This window comes from Plasticicumulans acidivorans (assembly GCF_003182095.1).
Taxonomy (GTDB): domain Bacteria; phylum Pseudomonadota; class Gammaproteobacteria; order Competibacterales; family Competibacteraceae; genus Plasticicumulans; species Plasticicumulans acidivorans.
Map to the genome: position 1 here is coordinate 226,376 of NZ_QGTJ01000005.1, position 14,704 is coordinate 241,079.

At 69.5% G+C, this 14,704-nt stretch carries 9 protein-coding genes and 1 pseudogene; 7 read left to right on the plus strand and 3 right to left on the minus strand.

Annotated elements, in window-relative coordinates:
- The first annotated feature begins 50 nt into the window (after nucleotides 1-50).
- From C7443_RS10495 to ubiA, 5 genes and pseudogenes are all read left to right on the plus strand, one after another.
- Complete coding sequence (locus C7443_RS10495) at nucleotides 51-809, plus strand: DUF2242 domain-containing protein (RefSeq protein ID WP_110018555.1); 759 nt, start codon at nucleotides 51-53, stop codon at nucleotides 807-809.
- Nucleotides 808-2,907 (plus strand): annotated as a pseudogene (gene recG, locus C7443_RS10500) (ATP-dependent DNA helicase RecG); the annotation flags it as partial. The gene C7443_RS10495 and the pseudogene recG, both read left to right, overlap by 2 nt.
- Before the next feature lie 141 nt (nucleotides 2,908-3,048).
- Entirely contained in the window at nucleotides 3,049-4,116 is a 1,068-nt protein-coding gene (gene metA, locus C7443_RS10505) for a homoserine O-succinyltransferase MetA (protein ID WP_110018556.1), read from the plus strand.
- Nucleotides 4,117-4,199: 83 nt separating this feature from the next.
- Nucleotides 4,200-4,808, plus strand: a complete 609-nt coding sequence (locus tag C7443_RS10510) for a chorismate--pyruvate lyase family protein (RefSeq protein ID WP_110018557.1) — start codon at nucleotides 4,200-4,202, stop codon at nucleotides 4,806-4,808.
- Nucleotides 4,789-5,658: a 4-hydroxybenzoate octaprenyltransferase gene (ubiA, locus tag C7443_RS10515; protein ID WP_110018558.1), complete on the plus strand. Its 870-nt coding sequence runs from the start codon at nucleotides 4,789-4,791 to the stop codon at nucleotides 5,656-5,658. Before C7443_RS10510 ends, ubiA begins: the two co-directional genes overlap by 20 nt.
- Nucleotides 5,659-5,721: 63 nt before the next feature.
- Here ubiA and C7443_RS10520 read toward each other — a convergent pair whose 3' ends face one another.
- From C7443_RS10520 to C7443_RS10530, 3 genes are all read right to left on the minus strand, one after another.
- Nucleotides 5,722-7,464, minus strand: a complete 1,743-nt coding sequence (locus C7443_RS10520; protein ID WP_246004613.1) for a substrate-binding domain-containing protein — start codon at nucleotides 7,462-7,464, stop codon at nucleotides 5,722-5,724.
- A 120-nt stretch (nucleotides 7,465-7,584) separates the two neighbouring features.
- Nucleotides 7,585-12,327 carry a pentapeptide repeat-containing protein gene (locus C7443_RS10525; protein ID WP_170123579.1) on the minus strand — a complete coding sequence of 1,581 codons (4,743 nt, stop codon included), beginning with the start codon at nucleotides 12,325-12,327 and terminating at the stop codon, nucleotides 7,585-7,587.
- Between the two features lie 99 nt (nucleotides 12,328-12,426).
- Nucleotides 12,427-13,155, minus strand: a complete 729-nt coding sequence (locus C7443_RS10530; protein ID WP_110018560.1) for a ComF family protein — start codon at nucleotides 13,153-13,155, stop codon at nucleotides 12,427-12,429.
- A 105-nt stretch (nucleotides 13,156-13,260) separates the two neighbouring features.
- Here C7443_RS10530 and C7443_RS10535 point away from each other — a divergent pair, with 105 nt between their 5' ends.
- Together C7443_RS10535 and bioB are read left to right on the plus strand one after the other, a co-directional pair.
- Nucleotides 13,261-13,662: a hypothetical protein gene (locus C7443_RS10535; protein WP_110018561.1), complete on the plus strand. Its 402-nt coding sequence runs from the start codon at nucleotides 13,261-13,263 to the stop codon at nucleotides 13,660-13,662.
- A gap of 7 nt (nucleotides 13,663-13,669) precedes the next feature.
- Nucleotides 13,670-14,704, plus strand: coding sequence for a biotin synthase BioB (gene bioB, locus C7443_RS10540; RefSeq protein WP_110018562.1), 1,035 nt, complete (start codon nucleotides 13,670-13,672; stop codon nucleotides 14,702-14,704).

Sequence of the window (14,704 nt, forward strand, 5' to 3'; positions counted from 1 at the left end):
TGCCAAGACCTGGCGGGCGCACGCATCTCGCCAGTGAGGAGATCGGGATCATGATTCCGCTGTTACGCCCTGTGCCGTCGCTGCTGGCGGCACTGCTGCTTGCACTGACCGCTTGCAGCACGCCGAAGCCGGTGTATCAGGCTGAGCGCTTCGCGGCCGACAACGGCTATTCGCGCCGTTTCAGCGCCACCCCCGCCGCGACCTGCGAAGCGGCGCGGCGCGCGCTGCTCAGCCAGGGCTACCAGATCAACGATGCCCGCGCCGACGGCGTCGATGCCAAGAAGACCTTTCAGCCCGACCGCGATCAGCATGTCGAGATCGGCGTGCGCGTCACCTGCGCGCCGGAAACCAGTGGCTCGATCGCCTTCGCCAATGCCGAGCAGACGCTGTATGGCGTGAAAAAGACCAGCTCGGCGGCCAGCGTCGGTGTCGGCGCCGTCGGTTCGATTTCGCTGCCGCTCGGTTCGAGTGACGACTCGCTGGTCAAGATCGGCGCCGAGACCATTCCCGCCGGCGAGTACTACGACCGTTTCTTCGATCTGGTGAAGCACTACCTGCCCGAGGTGGCGCGCGCGATGGCGGCGAGCGAGACCAAGGCCACGCCGGCGACGCCGCCGAGCGTGCCGCAGGCCCAACCGCTGCCGGCCGCCCCCGAGCCCGCCGCCGCGGCGCCATCCGCTCCGCCGTCCACCGCAACGCCAGCCACCACAACGCCAGCCACCACAATGCCGGCAGGCGCCGCCGCTCCGGCAGCGACACCGGCGCCAAGCCCGACGCCCGCGCCGTCCGCGGGCAGCGCGGTGCAGTGAGGGCCGCACATCGCGGCGCCGCCCGGTGAGCGGCGCCGCCAGCCAGAACGGCATGCCGCTGACCGCGCTCAAGGGCGTCGGTCCGCGCCTCGCCGAGCGTTTGGCGAAACTCGGTCTGCATTGCGTCGAGGATCTGCTGTTCCACCTGCCGACGCGCTATCAGGACCGTACCCGCGTGGTGCCGATCGCCTCGCTCGCCGCCGGCGAGCCGGCGGTGGTCGAAGCCGAAGTCGTCGGCATGGAAACGGTCGGCCGCACCCGGCGTTCCTTCCTGGTGCGGGTCAGCGACGGCAGCGGCACGCTGTGCCTGCGCTTCTTCCACTTCGGCCCGCAGCTGCAGGCGGCGCTGAAGACCGGCACGCGACTGCGCATCTTCGGCGAGGTGCGACCGGGCCTCAGCGGTCTGGAAATCATCCACCCCGAATACCGCGCACTCGATGAGGAAGACAGCGGTGAAACGGCGCTGACGCCGTTCTATCCGAGCACCGAGGGCCTGCATCAGATCAGCCTGCGCAAGCTCACCGACGAGGCGCTCAAGCGCCTGCCGCTGGTGCCGGACTGGCTGCCGGCCGATATCGCCGCAGCGCATGGCTTCCCCGATCTGCACGGCGCGCTGCGCCTGCTGCACCGGCCGCCGCCCGACGTGCGCCTGGAGCAGCTGGCCGATGGCCAGCATCCGGCGCAGCAGCGGCTGGCCTTCGAGGAGCTGATCGCGCACCAGCTGGCGCTGCGCGAGCTGCGCCTGCGCCTGCAGCGTCAGCGCGCGCAGCCGCTGGCCGCCGATGGCCTGCGCCAGCGTTTTCTCGCGGCGCTGCCGTTCCCGCTGACCGCTGCGCAGCAGCGGGTGATTACCGAGATCGATGCCGATCTGGCGCAGCCGAAGCCGATGCTGCGGCTGGTGCAGGGTGACGTCGGCTCCGGCAAGACGGTGGTCGCCGCCGCTGCGGTGCTGGCGGCGCTCGCCAGCGGCGCGCAGGCGGCGGTGATGGCGCCGACCGAGCTGCTCGCCGAGCAGCATCTGCGCAGCTTCACGCACTGGCTGCAGCCGCTCGGCATCCGCGTCGAGTGGCTGACCGGCCGCCTCAAGGGCAAAGCGCGCGAGGCGACGCTGGCGGCGCTCGCCGACGGCTCGGCGCCGCTGGTGGTCGGCACCCATGCGCTGTTTCAGGACGAGGTCAGCTTCGCCGATCTGGCGCTGGTGGTGATCGACGAGCAGCACCGCTTCGGCGTGCACCAGCGCCTGCGGCTGCGCGAGAAGGGTCGTGCCGGCGAGCACTGCCCGCACCAGCTGATCATGACCGCGACGCCGATCCCGCGCACGCTGGCGATGAGCGCCTACGCCGATCTCGACACCTCGGTGATCGACGAGCTGCCGCCGGGGCGCACGCCGGTGCAGACCGTCGCCATTTCCGATGCCCGCCGCGCCGAGGTCATCGAGCGCGTGCGTGCCGCCTGCGCCGCCGGCCGCCAAGCTTACTGGGTGTGCACGCTGATCGATGAATCCGAGCAGCTCGCCGCGCAGGCGGCGACCGATACCGCGGCGGCGCTGACCGAGGCACTGGCCGGGCTGCGCGTCGGCCTGGTGCACGGCCGCCTGCGCCCGGCCGACAAAGAAGCGGTGATGGCTGCCTTCAAGGCCGGCGAGCTCGACCTGCTGGTGGCGACCACGGTCATCGAGGTCGGCGTCGACGTGCCCAACGCCAGCCTGATGATCATCGAGAACGCCGAGCGCCTCGGCCTGGCCCAGCTGCACCAGCTGCGCGGGCGCGTCGGTCGCGGCGCCACCGCTTCGAGCTGCGTGCTGCTGTATCACCCGCCGCTGTCGGAGCAGGGCAGGGCGCGGCTCGCCGTGCTGCGCGAGAGCTGCGACGGCTTCGAGATCGCCCGCCGCGACCTCGAACTGCGCGGCCCCGGCGAAGTGCTCGGCACCCGCCAGACCGGCGCGCTGGCGCTGCGTGTCGCCGATCTGATCCGCGACGAGAACCTGCTGCCGGCGGTGCAGCAGGCCGCCGACCGCCTGTTGCGCGAAGCTCCGCAGGCGGCGCAGGCACTGCAGCGGCGCTGGACCGGTGCCAGCGAGCGTTTCGGCGAAGTCTGAGCGCGGGCGTCCCGCGTGGCTGACAGATGCCGCCGGGCGTTGTCAGGCCGATGGTTGAACTGATGCAGCCGATGCGCTCAACTACACGGTCCCCCACGGCGTTGCGCCGCGGACTGGTCACAACAGGAGCTTCTGCTCACCATGCCTCTGGTCGCACATTCCGCCCTGCCCAGCTTCGGGCGCCTCGCTGACGAAGGCGAGGAGATCCTCGCGCAACAGCGCGCGAATCAACAGGACATCCGCGAGTTGCACATCGGGCTGCTGAACATGATGCCCGATGCCGCCCTCGGTGCGACCGAGCGCCAGTTCATGCGCCTGATCGGTTCCAGCAACCGCATCGCGCAGTTCTACTTCCATCCGTTCAGCGTCGACGGCATCGAGCGCGGTGCCGAGGCGCAGGACTATGTCGCCAGCTATTACGAGTGTTTCGCGGACATCCGCCGCGACGGCCTCGATGCGCTGATCATCACCGGCGCCAACATCTCCAACCCCGATTTCACGCAGGAGCCGTTCTGGGAGCCGCTGCGCGAGGTCGTCGAATGGGCCTCGGAGAACGTGACGACGACGCTGTTCGCCTGCCTCGCCGCGCACGCGACCATGCGCATGAAGTACGGCATCGTGCGTCAGCGCCTGACCGAGAAGGTCTGGGGCGTGTTCCCGCACCGCGTCGTCAGCCGCCGCCACCCGCTGGTGCGCAACATCAACACCCGCTTCGACGTGCCGCATTCGCGCTGGAACGAAGTCACCCGCGAGCAGCTCGACGAGGCCGGCCTGATCACGCTGGTGGAAAGCGCCGAGGTCGGGCCGCACATCGCCGTCAGCCCGGACGGCTTCCGCCAGGTGTTCTTCCAGGGGCACCCGGAATACGACACCGACAGCCTGCTCAAGGAATACAAGCGCGAAGTGCTGCGCTACGTGCGCGGCGAGCGCGACGACTACCCGCCGCTGGTGCACAACTACTTCAGCGAGCCGGCGCAGGCGCTGCTCTACGAGTTCAAGAACCGGGCGATGGCGGCGCGCGCGCATGGCCGCCTGCAGACCGATTTCCCCGAGGCGGCGGTGCGCCAGCTGCTCGACAACACCTGGACCGACACGGCGAAGGCGATCTTCAACAACTGGCTCGGCCTGATGTACCAGATCACCAGCTCGGAGCGCGCCCGGCCGTTCATGGCCGGTGTCGACCCGAACGATCCGCTACGCGGACTCTGAGTTCACAGGGCGCAAACCGGCGCCGGACCGCGGCGGGGACCGGCGTGTGATAATCCGTCGCTTCCCCGACCGAGCCGACCGAATTGCCGATCCAGCACCTGCACCAACTGGTTTTGCAGGCGCGCTGGCAGCCTGCCAGCCACCTGCTGCGTGCCACCCTGCCGCCGGCGCAGCGCCCGGCGCTGCTCGAACGCGGTTCGCTGACCGCGCTGCTGCGCGGTGAATGTGCCCGCCGCGGCCTGCATTTTTCAGTGCGCGTGCTCAGCGAGCGGGTGGCGCGCACGCTGACGGAAGAAGACAGCGCACTCGGCCTGCGCCGCGGCCAGCGCGCCTGGGTGCGGGAAGTGCATCTGCTCGGTGGCGATACGCCCTGGGTGTTCGCCCGCACCGTGGTGCCGCTGCGCACGCTGCGCGGTCACGGCCGGGCGCTGACCCGGCTCGGCGAGCGGCCGCTCGGCGCGATGCTGTTCGCCGATCCCGGCGTGCGCCGCGGCGAGCTGCACATCGCCCGCCTCGATCTGCGCTGCCCGCTGGCGCGGCGCGCGCTCGGCTGCCATGCGCCGCGCACGCTGTGGGGGCGGCGCTCGGCTTTCTTCATCGCCGACCGGCCACTGCTGGTCTGCGAGATTTTCCTGCCGGCCCTGGCCGACGCCCTCGACGCGAAGCCTGCCCATGAACGCGAAGCACCTTGAAGATCGATTCATCCAGTACGCCCGGCTGATGCGCCTGGAGCGGCCGATCGGCAGTTTCCTACTGCTGTGGCCGACGCTGTGGGCTTTGTGGATCGCCGGCGACGGGCTGCCGCGCGAATCAGTGGTGGTGGTCTTCGTGCTCGGCGTGTTCCTGATGCGCTCGGCCGGCTGCGTCGCCAACGACATCGCCGACCGCCGCTTCGATCCGCACGTCGAGCGCACCAAGACGCGCCCGCTCGCCGCCGGCAAGGTCAGCGTGCGCGAGGCGCTGTGGCTGTTCATCGGTCTGTGCCTGGCGTCTTTCGCGCTGGTGCTGACGCAGAACACGCTCACCATCGCCATGTCCTTCGTCGGCGTGGTGCTCGCCGCCTGCTATCCGCTGATGAAGCGCTGGCACCATCTGCCGCAGGTGGTGCTCGGCATGGCCTTCGGCTGGGGCATCCCGATGGCCTTCACCGCGCAGCAGCAGCAGGTGCCGCTGGTCGGCTGGCTGCTGTTTCTCAGCAATGTGATCTGGTCGGTGATCTACGACACGATGTACGCGATGGCCGATCGCGAGGACGATCTGAAGATCGGCGTGAAGTCGACGGCGATCCTCTTCGGTCGCCGCGACCGCCAGATCATCGGCATCCTGCAGTGCCTGTTCTTCGCGCTGCTGCTGTGGATCGGCGTGCTCGCCGGGCTCGGCTGCGTCTATTACTTCGGCGTGTTCGCCGGCGTCTGGTTCGCGCTGTGGGAGCAGTACCTGATCCGTCACCGCGACCCGCACGCCAGCTTCCGCGCCTTCCTCAACAACAACTGGATCGGCCTGTCGGTCTTCGCCGGCCTGCTGGTCGACAGCCTGCCCTGATTTCGCCTGCGCCCTCGGGAGAGTCCCCCGGCCCTCGGGGGAGGGCCGGGGAGCGGGGCGCACTCACAGCACCCAGATTTCCACCCGCCGGTTCTTCTCCATGCCGGTGGTGCTGTCGTTATCGGCGACCGGGTTGGCCGGGCCGAAGCCGCGGATCGCCCGCGGCTGGATGCCGCGCGCCAGCAGCTCGCGACCGACTTCCTGCGCCCGCTGCTCGGACAGGCGGCGGTTGAAGTTCGGATCACCGCGGTTGTCGGTGAAGCCGAACAGCAGCACCTGGCGGCCGCGGTTGGCGGCCTGGGCGAGGAATTCCGTCACCCGGTGCAGATCGCGCTGCGCCTTGCCGTCGAGCGTTTCGCTGCCGGGTCGGAAGCGGAAGTTCACCGACAGCCGCTGCGCCCGGCTGGTCAGCTCGGCGTATTCCGGCGGCACCTCGCCGAGCACGGCGACGCGCTCCGGGCGCACCCGCTGCGAGATGAAACCGTTGGCCTCGACCAGATCCTGCCCGGCGTCGCTGAGCGCGAATTCCACCAGCTCGCGGGCGAGCAGCTTGTCGCTGGTCGGCGGCAGGTACAGGTACAGGCGGCGCGCCAGCGGGTAGTCCTCGGTGGCGACGGTGAACGGCGTTGGCAGCATCGGCAGCGCCCCCGGCTCGGCGATCGCCAGCGCCTTCGCCGAGCGCACATAGGGCAGGCCGATGAAACCGATCGCCCCCGGATCGGCGGCGACGCGGTCGGCCAGCTCCGGGCTGGACTCGAAGCGCTGCGCGCTGGCGGTCAGCTTGTGTGCCTTGCCGAGTACCAGCGCGGCGAAGGTGTCCCAGGTGCCGGAGCGCTCGTCGCGGGCGTAGATCGTCACCGGCCCCGGCTTGCCGCCGAGCTGCGACCAGTCGCGGATCTCGCCGGCGAACAGCTGCGCCACCTGCTCGCGGCTGAGCGCCGTGATCGGGTTCGACGGATGCACGATCACCGCCAGCCCGTCGAGGCCGAGCACCTGCTCGGCGGCGCCCGAGCTCATGTCGCCGAGCGCGCTGAGGCGCTGCGCCTCCTCCGGCTTGATCGCCCGCGAGGCGGCGCCAAGATCGGCACTGCCGCTGGCGAGGTCGGTGAACGCCGTCGCGCTGCCGTGCGAGAACACCTCGACGGCGATCGGCTGTGTCGCGCCCGGCAGCGTCGCCTCGATGCGCAGCTCGTCGAGGCGGCCGGGCACGCGGCGGATGTCGTGCGCGCCGCGCTGTACGAGGAAGGCTTCGACCAGTGCCGGCCCCAGCTCGGCACCGATGGTGTTCGAGCCGTGCAGTCGCAGCACCAGTTCGGCAGCCGGGTTCGGCTGCGGCTCGGCGGCGGGGGTGGCCGGTGCCGCGGTTGGCGCGGGTGTGGCGGGAGCCGGAGCAGCGGGCACGGCTGCCGGCGCGGTGGCGGCGACTGCGGCGCTCGGCACGGTCAGCTCGCTGATGCGGGCGAGCCGCTCGCCGGCGCTGGGTGCGTCGCGGCCCGGCAGTGACCACCACAGCAGCGGCAGCAGCAGCGCCAGCAGCAGGCCGATCAGCAGCAGTCCGCGGCTGCTGCGCCTGGCGACCGCGGGGGCAGCGGCCGGCCGCCGCAGGATCTGCTGCACCTGCGCCGCGGCTTCGCGCACCGCGGCCTGCTCGCTGTGCAGTGCCTGCTCGACGATGCCGTCGCGATAGGTGTCGTCGCGGCGCAGGCGCTCGAAGTCGACATGTTCGTCATGCTCGCTGCGGGCCAGAGCCCGCTTCAGGGTCCACAGGGCCAGACCCAGTTCGGTCGAGCGGGTGTCCATGTCCATGGGTGGCGTCTCCCCGTTCATCGCGCGATCCCTCGTGCTTGTGGCTGGGAAGCCGCCAAGTGTGCAGGCGCAGCATGACGCCGTGGTGACGCGGTCAGGCCGCCGTGCCGCGTACCCGGTTCAGCGTGGCGACCACTGCGGCAGCGGCCCGGCGCACTCGATCGGGTAGCGCGCCAGCGAACCATCACGCGGATCGGCCGCCAGCCAGCCGATATGTCGCCAGGCCTCGCCGCTGGTCTGGATCAGCCGATTCGCACGCGGGTCGAGCACGACAAAGCCGTCACTGAACAGCTGGATGCGCGGGCCGATTTCCTCGCCACTTTGCACGTCCCAGCGGCGCAGCGTGCCGTCCCCGCTTGCCGAGATCAGCGAGCGGCCGTCGGCTGCGAAGGCGCAGGCGGTGATGGGGTTGGTGTGGCCCACGAACACGCGCCGGCACTCGCCGCTGTCGGCGTCCCACAGGCGCAGCGTGCCGTCCCGGCTTGCCGAGATCAGCGAGCGGCCGTCGGCTGCAAAGGCGCAGGCGGTGACGGCGCTGGTGTAGCCCTTGAACACCCGCCGGCACTCGCCGCTGTCGGCGTCCCACAGGCGCAGCGTGCTGTCCCAGCTTGCCGAGATCAGCGAGCGGCCGTCGGCTGCGAAGGCGCAGGCGGCGACGTAGTTTGTGTGGCCCTCGAACACCCGCCGGCACTCGCCGCTGTCGGTGTCCCACAGGCGCAGCGTGCGGTCCTCGCTTGCCGAGATCAGCGAGCGGCCGTCGGCTGCGAAGGCGCAGGCGGTGACGGCGTTGGTGTGGCCCTCGAACACCCGCCGGCACTCGCCGCTGTCGGTGTCCCACAGGCGCAGCGTGCGGTCCTTGCTTGCCGAGATCAGCGAGTGGCCGTCGGGCGCGAAGGCACAGGCGGTGACGGGGTTGGTGTGGCCCACGAACACGCGCCGGCACCCGCCGCTGTCGGCGTCCCACAGGCGCAGCGTGTGGTCCCCGCTTGCCGAGATCAGCGAGCGGCCGTCGGCTGCGAAGGCGCAGGCGGCGACGTAGTTTGTGTGGCCCTTGAACACCCGCCGGTACTCGCCGCTGTCGGCGTCCCACAGGCGCAGCGTGCTGTCCCCGCTTGCCGAGATCAGCGAGCGGCCGTCGGCTGCGAAGGCGCAGGCGGCGACGTAGTTTGTGTGGCCCTCGAACACCCGCCGGCACTCGCCGCTGTCGGTGTCCCACAGGCGCAGCGTGCGGTCCCAGCTTGCCGAGATCAGCGAGCGGCCGTCGGCTGCGAAGGCGCAGGCGTTGACGGCGTTGGTGTGGCCCTCGAACACCCGCAGGCACTCGCCGCTGTCGGTGTCCCACAGGCGCAGCGTGCGGTCCTCGCTTGCCGAGATCAGCGAGCGGCCGTCGGCTGCGAAGGCGCAGGCGGTGACGTCGCTCATGTGGCCCTCGAAAACCCGTAGGCACTCGCCGCTGTCGGTGTCCCACAGGCGCAGCGTGCGGTCCTTGCTTGCCGAGATCAGCGAGTGGCCGTCGGGCGCGAAGGCACAGGCGGTGACGGGGTTGGTGTGGCCCACGAACACGCGCCGGCACTCGCCGCTGTCGGTGTCCCACAGGCGCAGCGTGCGGTCCCCGCTTGCCGAGATCAGCGAGCGGCCGTCGGCTGCGAAGGCGCAGGCGGTGACGGCGTTGGTGTGGCCCTCGAACACCCGCCGGCACTCGCCGCTGTCGGTGTCCCACAGGCGCAGCGTGCGGTCCTTGCTTGCCGAGATCAGCGAGTGGCCGTCGGGCGCGAAGGCGCAGGCGTAGGCGGCGACACGGTATGTGTGGCCCTTGAACACACGCAGGCACTCGCCGCTGTCGGTGTCCCACAGGCGCAGCGTGCGGTCCTCGCTTGCCGAGATCAGCGAGCGGCCGTCGGCTGCGAAGGCGCAGGCGGTGACGTCGCTCATGTGGCCCTCGAAAACCCGTAGGCACTCGCCGCTGTCGGTGTCCCACAGGCGCAGCGTGCGGTCCTCGCTTGCCGAGATCAGCGAGCGGCCGTCGGGCGCGAAGGCGCAGGCGGTGACCTGGTCATCGTGGCCATCGAGTATGGCCAGCCTGTGTTGCGCCGGCAGCGGCGTCGTCAAGGCGCTGGCCGGTGTGTTCAATGCGCCCAGCTGCTCGGGCCAGCCAGCCTGCAAACCCAGCGCATCCTGTAGCTGGCAGCTCAGCCATTGCGTGCGGTAGCCGTGCGTTGCGCGAAAGTCGGCGGCCGGCAGGTGGCAGTCGCGGAACAGGGCGGCGTTCAGCTCGGCGCCGCGGAAGTCGGCGCGTGCGGCCAGTACATCGAACAGCTCGGCATCGCTCAGGTCGGCCTTACCGAGGTCAGCGTCGCTGAGGTCGACGTGGCGCAGCGTGGCGCGGTCGAGTCGCGCACCGCGCAGCACAGCGCGGCTCAGGTTCAGCCGCGGCTGGGCCGGGTCGCCCTGTATGTCGATTTCGCGCAGCTGCGCGCCTTCGAGGCGCACGCCGCTGAGCGGCACCTGCGGGTAGCCGCGGGCGAGGGCATGCAGGGTGTAGCGCAGGGCGTTTTCGCTGGCCTGTGCCCGGTAGCTGTCGCGCAGCGTGCGCAGGCCGCGACGCAGTGCCTCGGCGTGTTCGGCTTCGTCTTCACTCAGCAACTGGCCGAGAAAGTCGAGCACTTCGCGGTTCAATGCCGGCAGCGCCCAGGCCTGCGGCTGATCGGCACGCAGGGCGCGCTGCAGGTGACTGGCGAGGAAGAATTCCTGCAGCGAGCTGTGGGCGAAGCGGAAGCGGTCCTCGCCCTCGCGCACCAGAAAGGTCGCGGTGCGCAGGTCTTCCTTCAGCAGCTCGCGGTCGCGGCCGTGGTAATGCGCGTCGATGTCCGGGTGGGTGCGCAGGTAGTCGATCAGCCATTGTTCCAGCTCGCCGACGGCCCAGCTGCGTCGCCCTTCGCGCCACAGCGTCGCCGCGCAGCGCTCCATCAGTTCGAGCTTGTGCTCGGGCAGCAGCTGGTGCTTGCCGGTGTCGCGCTCCAGCCAGCTCAGCACCAGGTGGCGGTACAGGCGTGCGCCGGTGACCGGGCGGCCTTCCAGGCGCCAGCGCTCGATCTGCGCGATGTGCTGTGCGATCAGGCTCAGTGTGTAAGGCCGTGCGGCCATTTCGCTGAGGTTGTGCACGCTGGCGATCAATTCGAGCAGGCGTTTGGGGTCTTCGGTGGGCAGGGTGTGCTGCAGATAGGTGCGGATCTGCTCTGCGGTGAACGGCAGCAGGACCAGCGCGCGGTAGTCGCGGGCGCCGATGCCGTCGCGGCCCTCGGTGGTGAAGTGGGTGTTCTGCTCACGCAGCGTGCGGAAGTAGTGGCTGCGGCAGCTCAGCAGCAGGCGGCCACGGCGCGCGGACTTGGGCGGGTTCGCGGCCGGCGGCAGCAGGCGGAACAGCTCGCGGGTGAAGCGCTGGCCGGCGGCGGTCGACAGATGCACCAGCACCTCGTCGAGGCCGTCGAAAATCGCCAGCGCACCGTCCTCGCGCACCAGGCGGATCGCTTCGTTGGCGCTCAGCGTGACCTCGGCACCGCGCCAGCTGCCGCGCAGGGCGCTGTCGATGATGTCGTCGAGTTGGGGGGCCTGCTGCCGCGCGGCGTCGACATGGCGCAGGTCGAAGTACAGCGGCAGCGGCGTGGCCGGCACGTGCTGGCGGCGCTCCAGCAGGCGGGCGGCGAAGGCTTTGCAGGTGGTGGTCTTGCCCATGCCGTACTCGCCGAGCAGCGCACAGTAGGGCTGGCCCTGCGGGTTCTGCAGCCAGTCGTCGAGATAGTCGAGCGCATCGACACGCTCGATGTTGCGCTCGGCGCGCATGTTCTGCGCGTGCAGCTTGTCGAGGCTGGTGCATTGCGCCTGTGTCGGTACGAAGTGCCGGGCGTCGCCGGCGAGGTAATCGCGTTGCTGGTCTTGCCAGCGTCGCGGCGGTTTATCGGGGGGCGGTGCAAAGTGAGCGTCGACGGCTTCGATGATTGCGGTGTACAGCGCGTCGACGAAATCGTCCTTATCCTCATCCGTTGAGCAGCTTTGATAGGAATGCTCGTTGAGCCGGAAGACTTGTAATGTCTCCAATCCTTTGAGGTCTGTTTTGCCGCTGAAGTCGAGGGTTTTCAGTTCGACCGGCAGCGCGCATTTGTCAGCAGTCGTGTCGTTGGGAAAAAAGTGTGCAAGCTCATGCTTGACGATGTAGTCGCTGGCTAGGAAGGCCGGGCTGACCAACAACAGACCGACAGGGCAATGCTTGACCGCCTCCTGAATCTGTTTGTGCCAGTCCTGGCCAACGATCAAGTCCTCCACGTCACGCCAGCTTACGAAGCTGTAGTCCTTCGCATTCTGTAGTCGACAGCGCAACCGCTGGAGCAGGTCGGTGACGAGGTCCTTTTCGTCTCTGGCGGAGGACACAAAGTAAGGGACTGTGCGCCGGCCGTGTTCGTCGCATTCGTAGGCTGATTGCGGAACACGTCCTGCGGCATCGGCCGCCACTTCGCCGGCGGTAAAACTTTCCGCCGCCATCGATGCGCCGTCGTCTCCCGCGAACCAGCACCAGCGCTGTTGCGGGGGGGTGCGCGTCTGTGTGTCGACTTCGAGGCTGAGCGTGATGTCGGCGTCCTTGGCGGCGTTGTTCAGCCGGCCGCGGAACTGCCGGAAAGCCGTCAGCGCCGCTTCGCGTTCCATTGCCGAAAACAGTGTCTGCAGCGCGGCGGCGAGCGGGATGCCCTGCTCGCTGAATGGCAGCGCCAACAGCGCATCGAGGCGCTCACGGTCGGCGCGGCCAAGTTGCTCGCGCAGGAGGTTGGCGTTGCGCTCGACGGCGGTGGCGGAAAGTGGGGGGGTAGGCATTGCGAGACCCTCCTTGCTGGGTGGGTCCAGTCTCATGAGATCGGATTTGTATGTCAACTACGTTTTATACGATATATATACGAAGTTAACCGCATGTTTTTAATCAGCGCTCATCCACCCCGGCGGTGCCGTGCGGGCCAGGGCCCAGACTTCGACGGTTTCGACGCCGGCCAGGTGCAGGGCGCTGGTCAGGGCGCTGACGGTGTGGCCGGTGGTGAGCACGTCGTCGACGACGGCGACATGCCGGGCGGTGATCGATTCGCGCAGGATGAAGGCGCCGGCGACGTTGCGGCGGCGTTCGCGGTAGGGCAGGTCGCTCTGGCGGGCGGTGGCGCGGGCGCGGGCGGCGAGCTCGCGCAGCGGCAGGCCGAGGTGCCGGGCCAGCGGGCGGGCGAGTTCGGTGGCCTGGTTGTAGCCGCGCTCGGCCAGCCGGCGCGGATGCAGCGGCACCGGCAGCAGCAGCTCGGGCCACGGGCCGCCGCGCTGCTGCAGGCGTTCGGCGAGCAGGCTGCCGAGGCTGCGCGCGGCGGCGAGCTGGTGGCCGAACTTGAGCTGCTGGATCAGGCCGTCGAGCGGCCAGGCATACAGGTACGGGGCGAAGGCGCGGGCAAATACCGGCGGTTTGCGCTGGCAGCGACCGCACAGGCTGCCGGGTGGTGCGCCCGGCGGCAGCGGCTCGGCACAGCCGGCACAGGCGTGCAGATTGCGCGGCAGCTCGGAGCAGCAGGCGGCGCAGAGGTCGAGCGGGGCGAGGCCGCGCGCACCGCACAGCAGGCAGCTCGGCGGCAGTACGAAGTTTTGTATATTTTTTAGCCACTGGTAAACCATGAGCATTCCTTGCTGGTTGACGAGTCCGTGGCGGCTGTTAGCATGCAGGCGTTGAGGCGCAAACTGTACGGCTTCATCTGTGCAGTCATGGAGCCTGGTCACATCATGAATCCCGCCATCACCCCTACAGAGACCCCGGTCGGCAAGATCGTGCGCGGCAGCGATTCGCGGCGTGCGGCGAGCTGGATGCACTGGGGCAACATCGTCTCGGTGCTGGTGCCGGTGCCGCTGCTGATCTTCTGGTTCGGTGCTTCGATGCTGGTCTACGCGATGAACCGCCATCACCCGGAGCCGCGTGTCGGCCATTACACGCAGCAGGCGGCCTACCGCTTCTATGCGATCACCGGCTTTTTCACCGCCGCGGCGACCTTCATCCCCGGTGGCGGCTGGACCTGGTACATCGCCGCCTGGGCGGCGGCCGCGCTGGTCATCATTCCCTGGTCACTCCTCGATCTGCGCCGCATCCGCCGCGAGGAGTGGAACGACATCATCCTGCCCGAGAACTGAGCCCACTATGAGCACCGCCCTGCGCCACGACTGGAGCGTCGAGGAAGTCCTCGCGCTGTTCGCTTTGCCGTTCAACGAGCTGCTGTTCCGCGCCCAGTCGCTGCACCGCGAGCACTTCGACCCGAACGCGGTGCAGGTGTCGACGCTGCTGTCGATCAAGACCGGCGCCTGCCCCGAGGATTGCGGCTACTGCCCGCAGAGCGCGCGGCACGAGGGCGAGGTCGAGCGCGAGCGGCTGATGGCGGTGGAAGAAGTCCTGACTGCGGCGCGCACGGCCAAGGCCAACGGCGCCAGCCGCTTCTGCATGGGCGCCGCCTGGCGCAGCCCGAAGGATCGCGACCTCGACGCCGTGGTGGCGATGGTCGAGGGCGTCAAGGCGCTGGGGCTGGAGACCTGCGTCACGCTCGGCATGCTGCGCGCCGAGCAGGCACAGCGGCTCAAGGATGCCGGCCTCGATTACTACAACCACAATCTCGACACCTCGCCGGAGTTCTACGGCGAGATCGTCAGCACCCGCACGTATCAGGACCGCCTCGACACGCTCGGTCATGTGCGTGCCGCCGGCATCAACGTCTGCTCCGGCGGCATCCTCGGCATGGGCGAGTCGGTGCGTGACCGCGCCAGCCTGCTGGTGCAGCTCGCCAACCTGCCGCAGCATCCGGAAAGCGTGCCGATCAACATGCTGGTGCAGGTGCAGGGCACGCCGCTGCACGGTGTTGCCAGGCTCGATGCGCTGGAGTTCGTGCGCACCATCGCCGTCGCCCGGCTGATGATGCCGCGCTCCTTCGTGCGCCTGTCGGCCGGGCGGACCGACATGAGCGACGAGACGCAGGCGCTGTGTTTCTTCGCCGGTGCCAACTCGATCTTCTATGGCGACAAGCTGCTGACCACCGCCAACCCGCAGGCCAACCACGACCGTTCGCTGTTCGAGCGCCTCGGTATTTCGGCGCTGCAGCTCGAAGCCAGTCTGCCGCAGGCCGGCGACTTCGAGCAGGAGGCCGCCTGCGGCTGCGGTGCCGCCAAGCTGCGTGCCGGCGCCTGA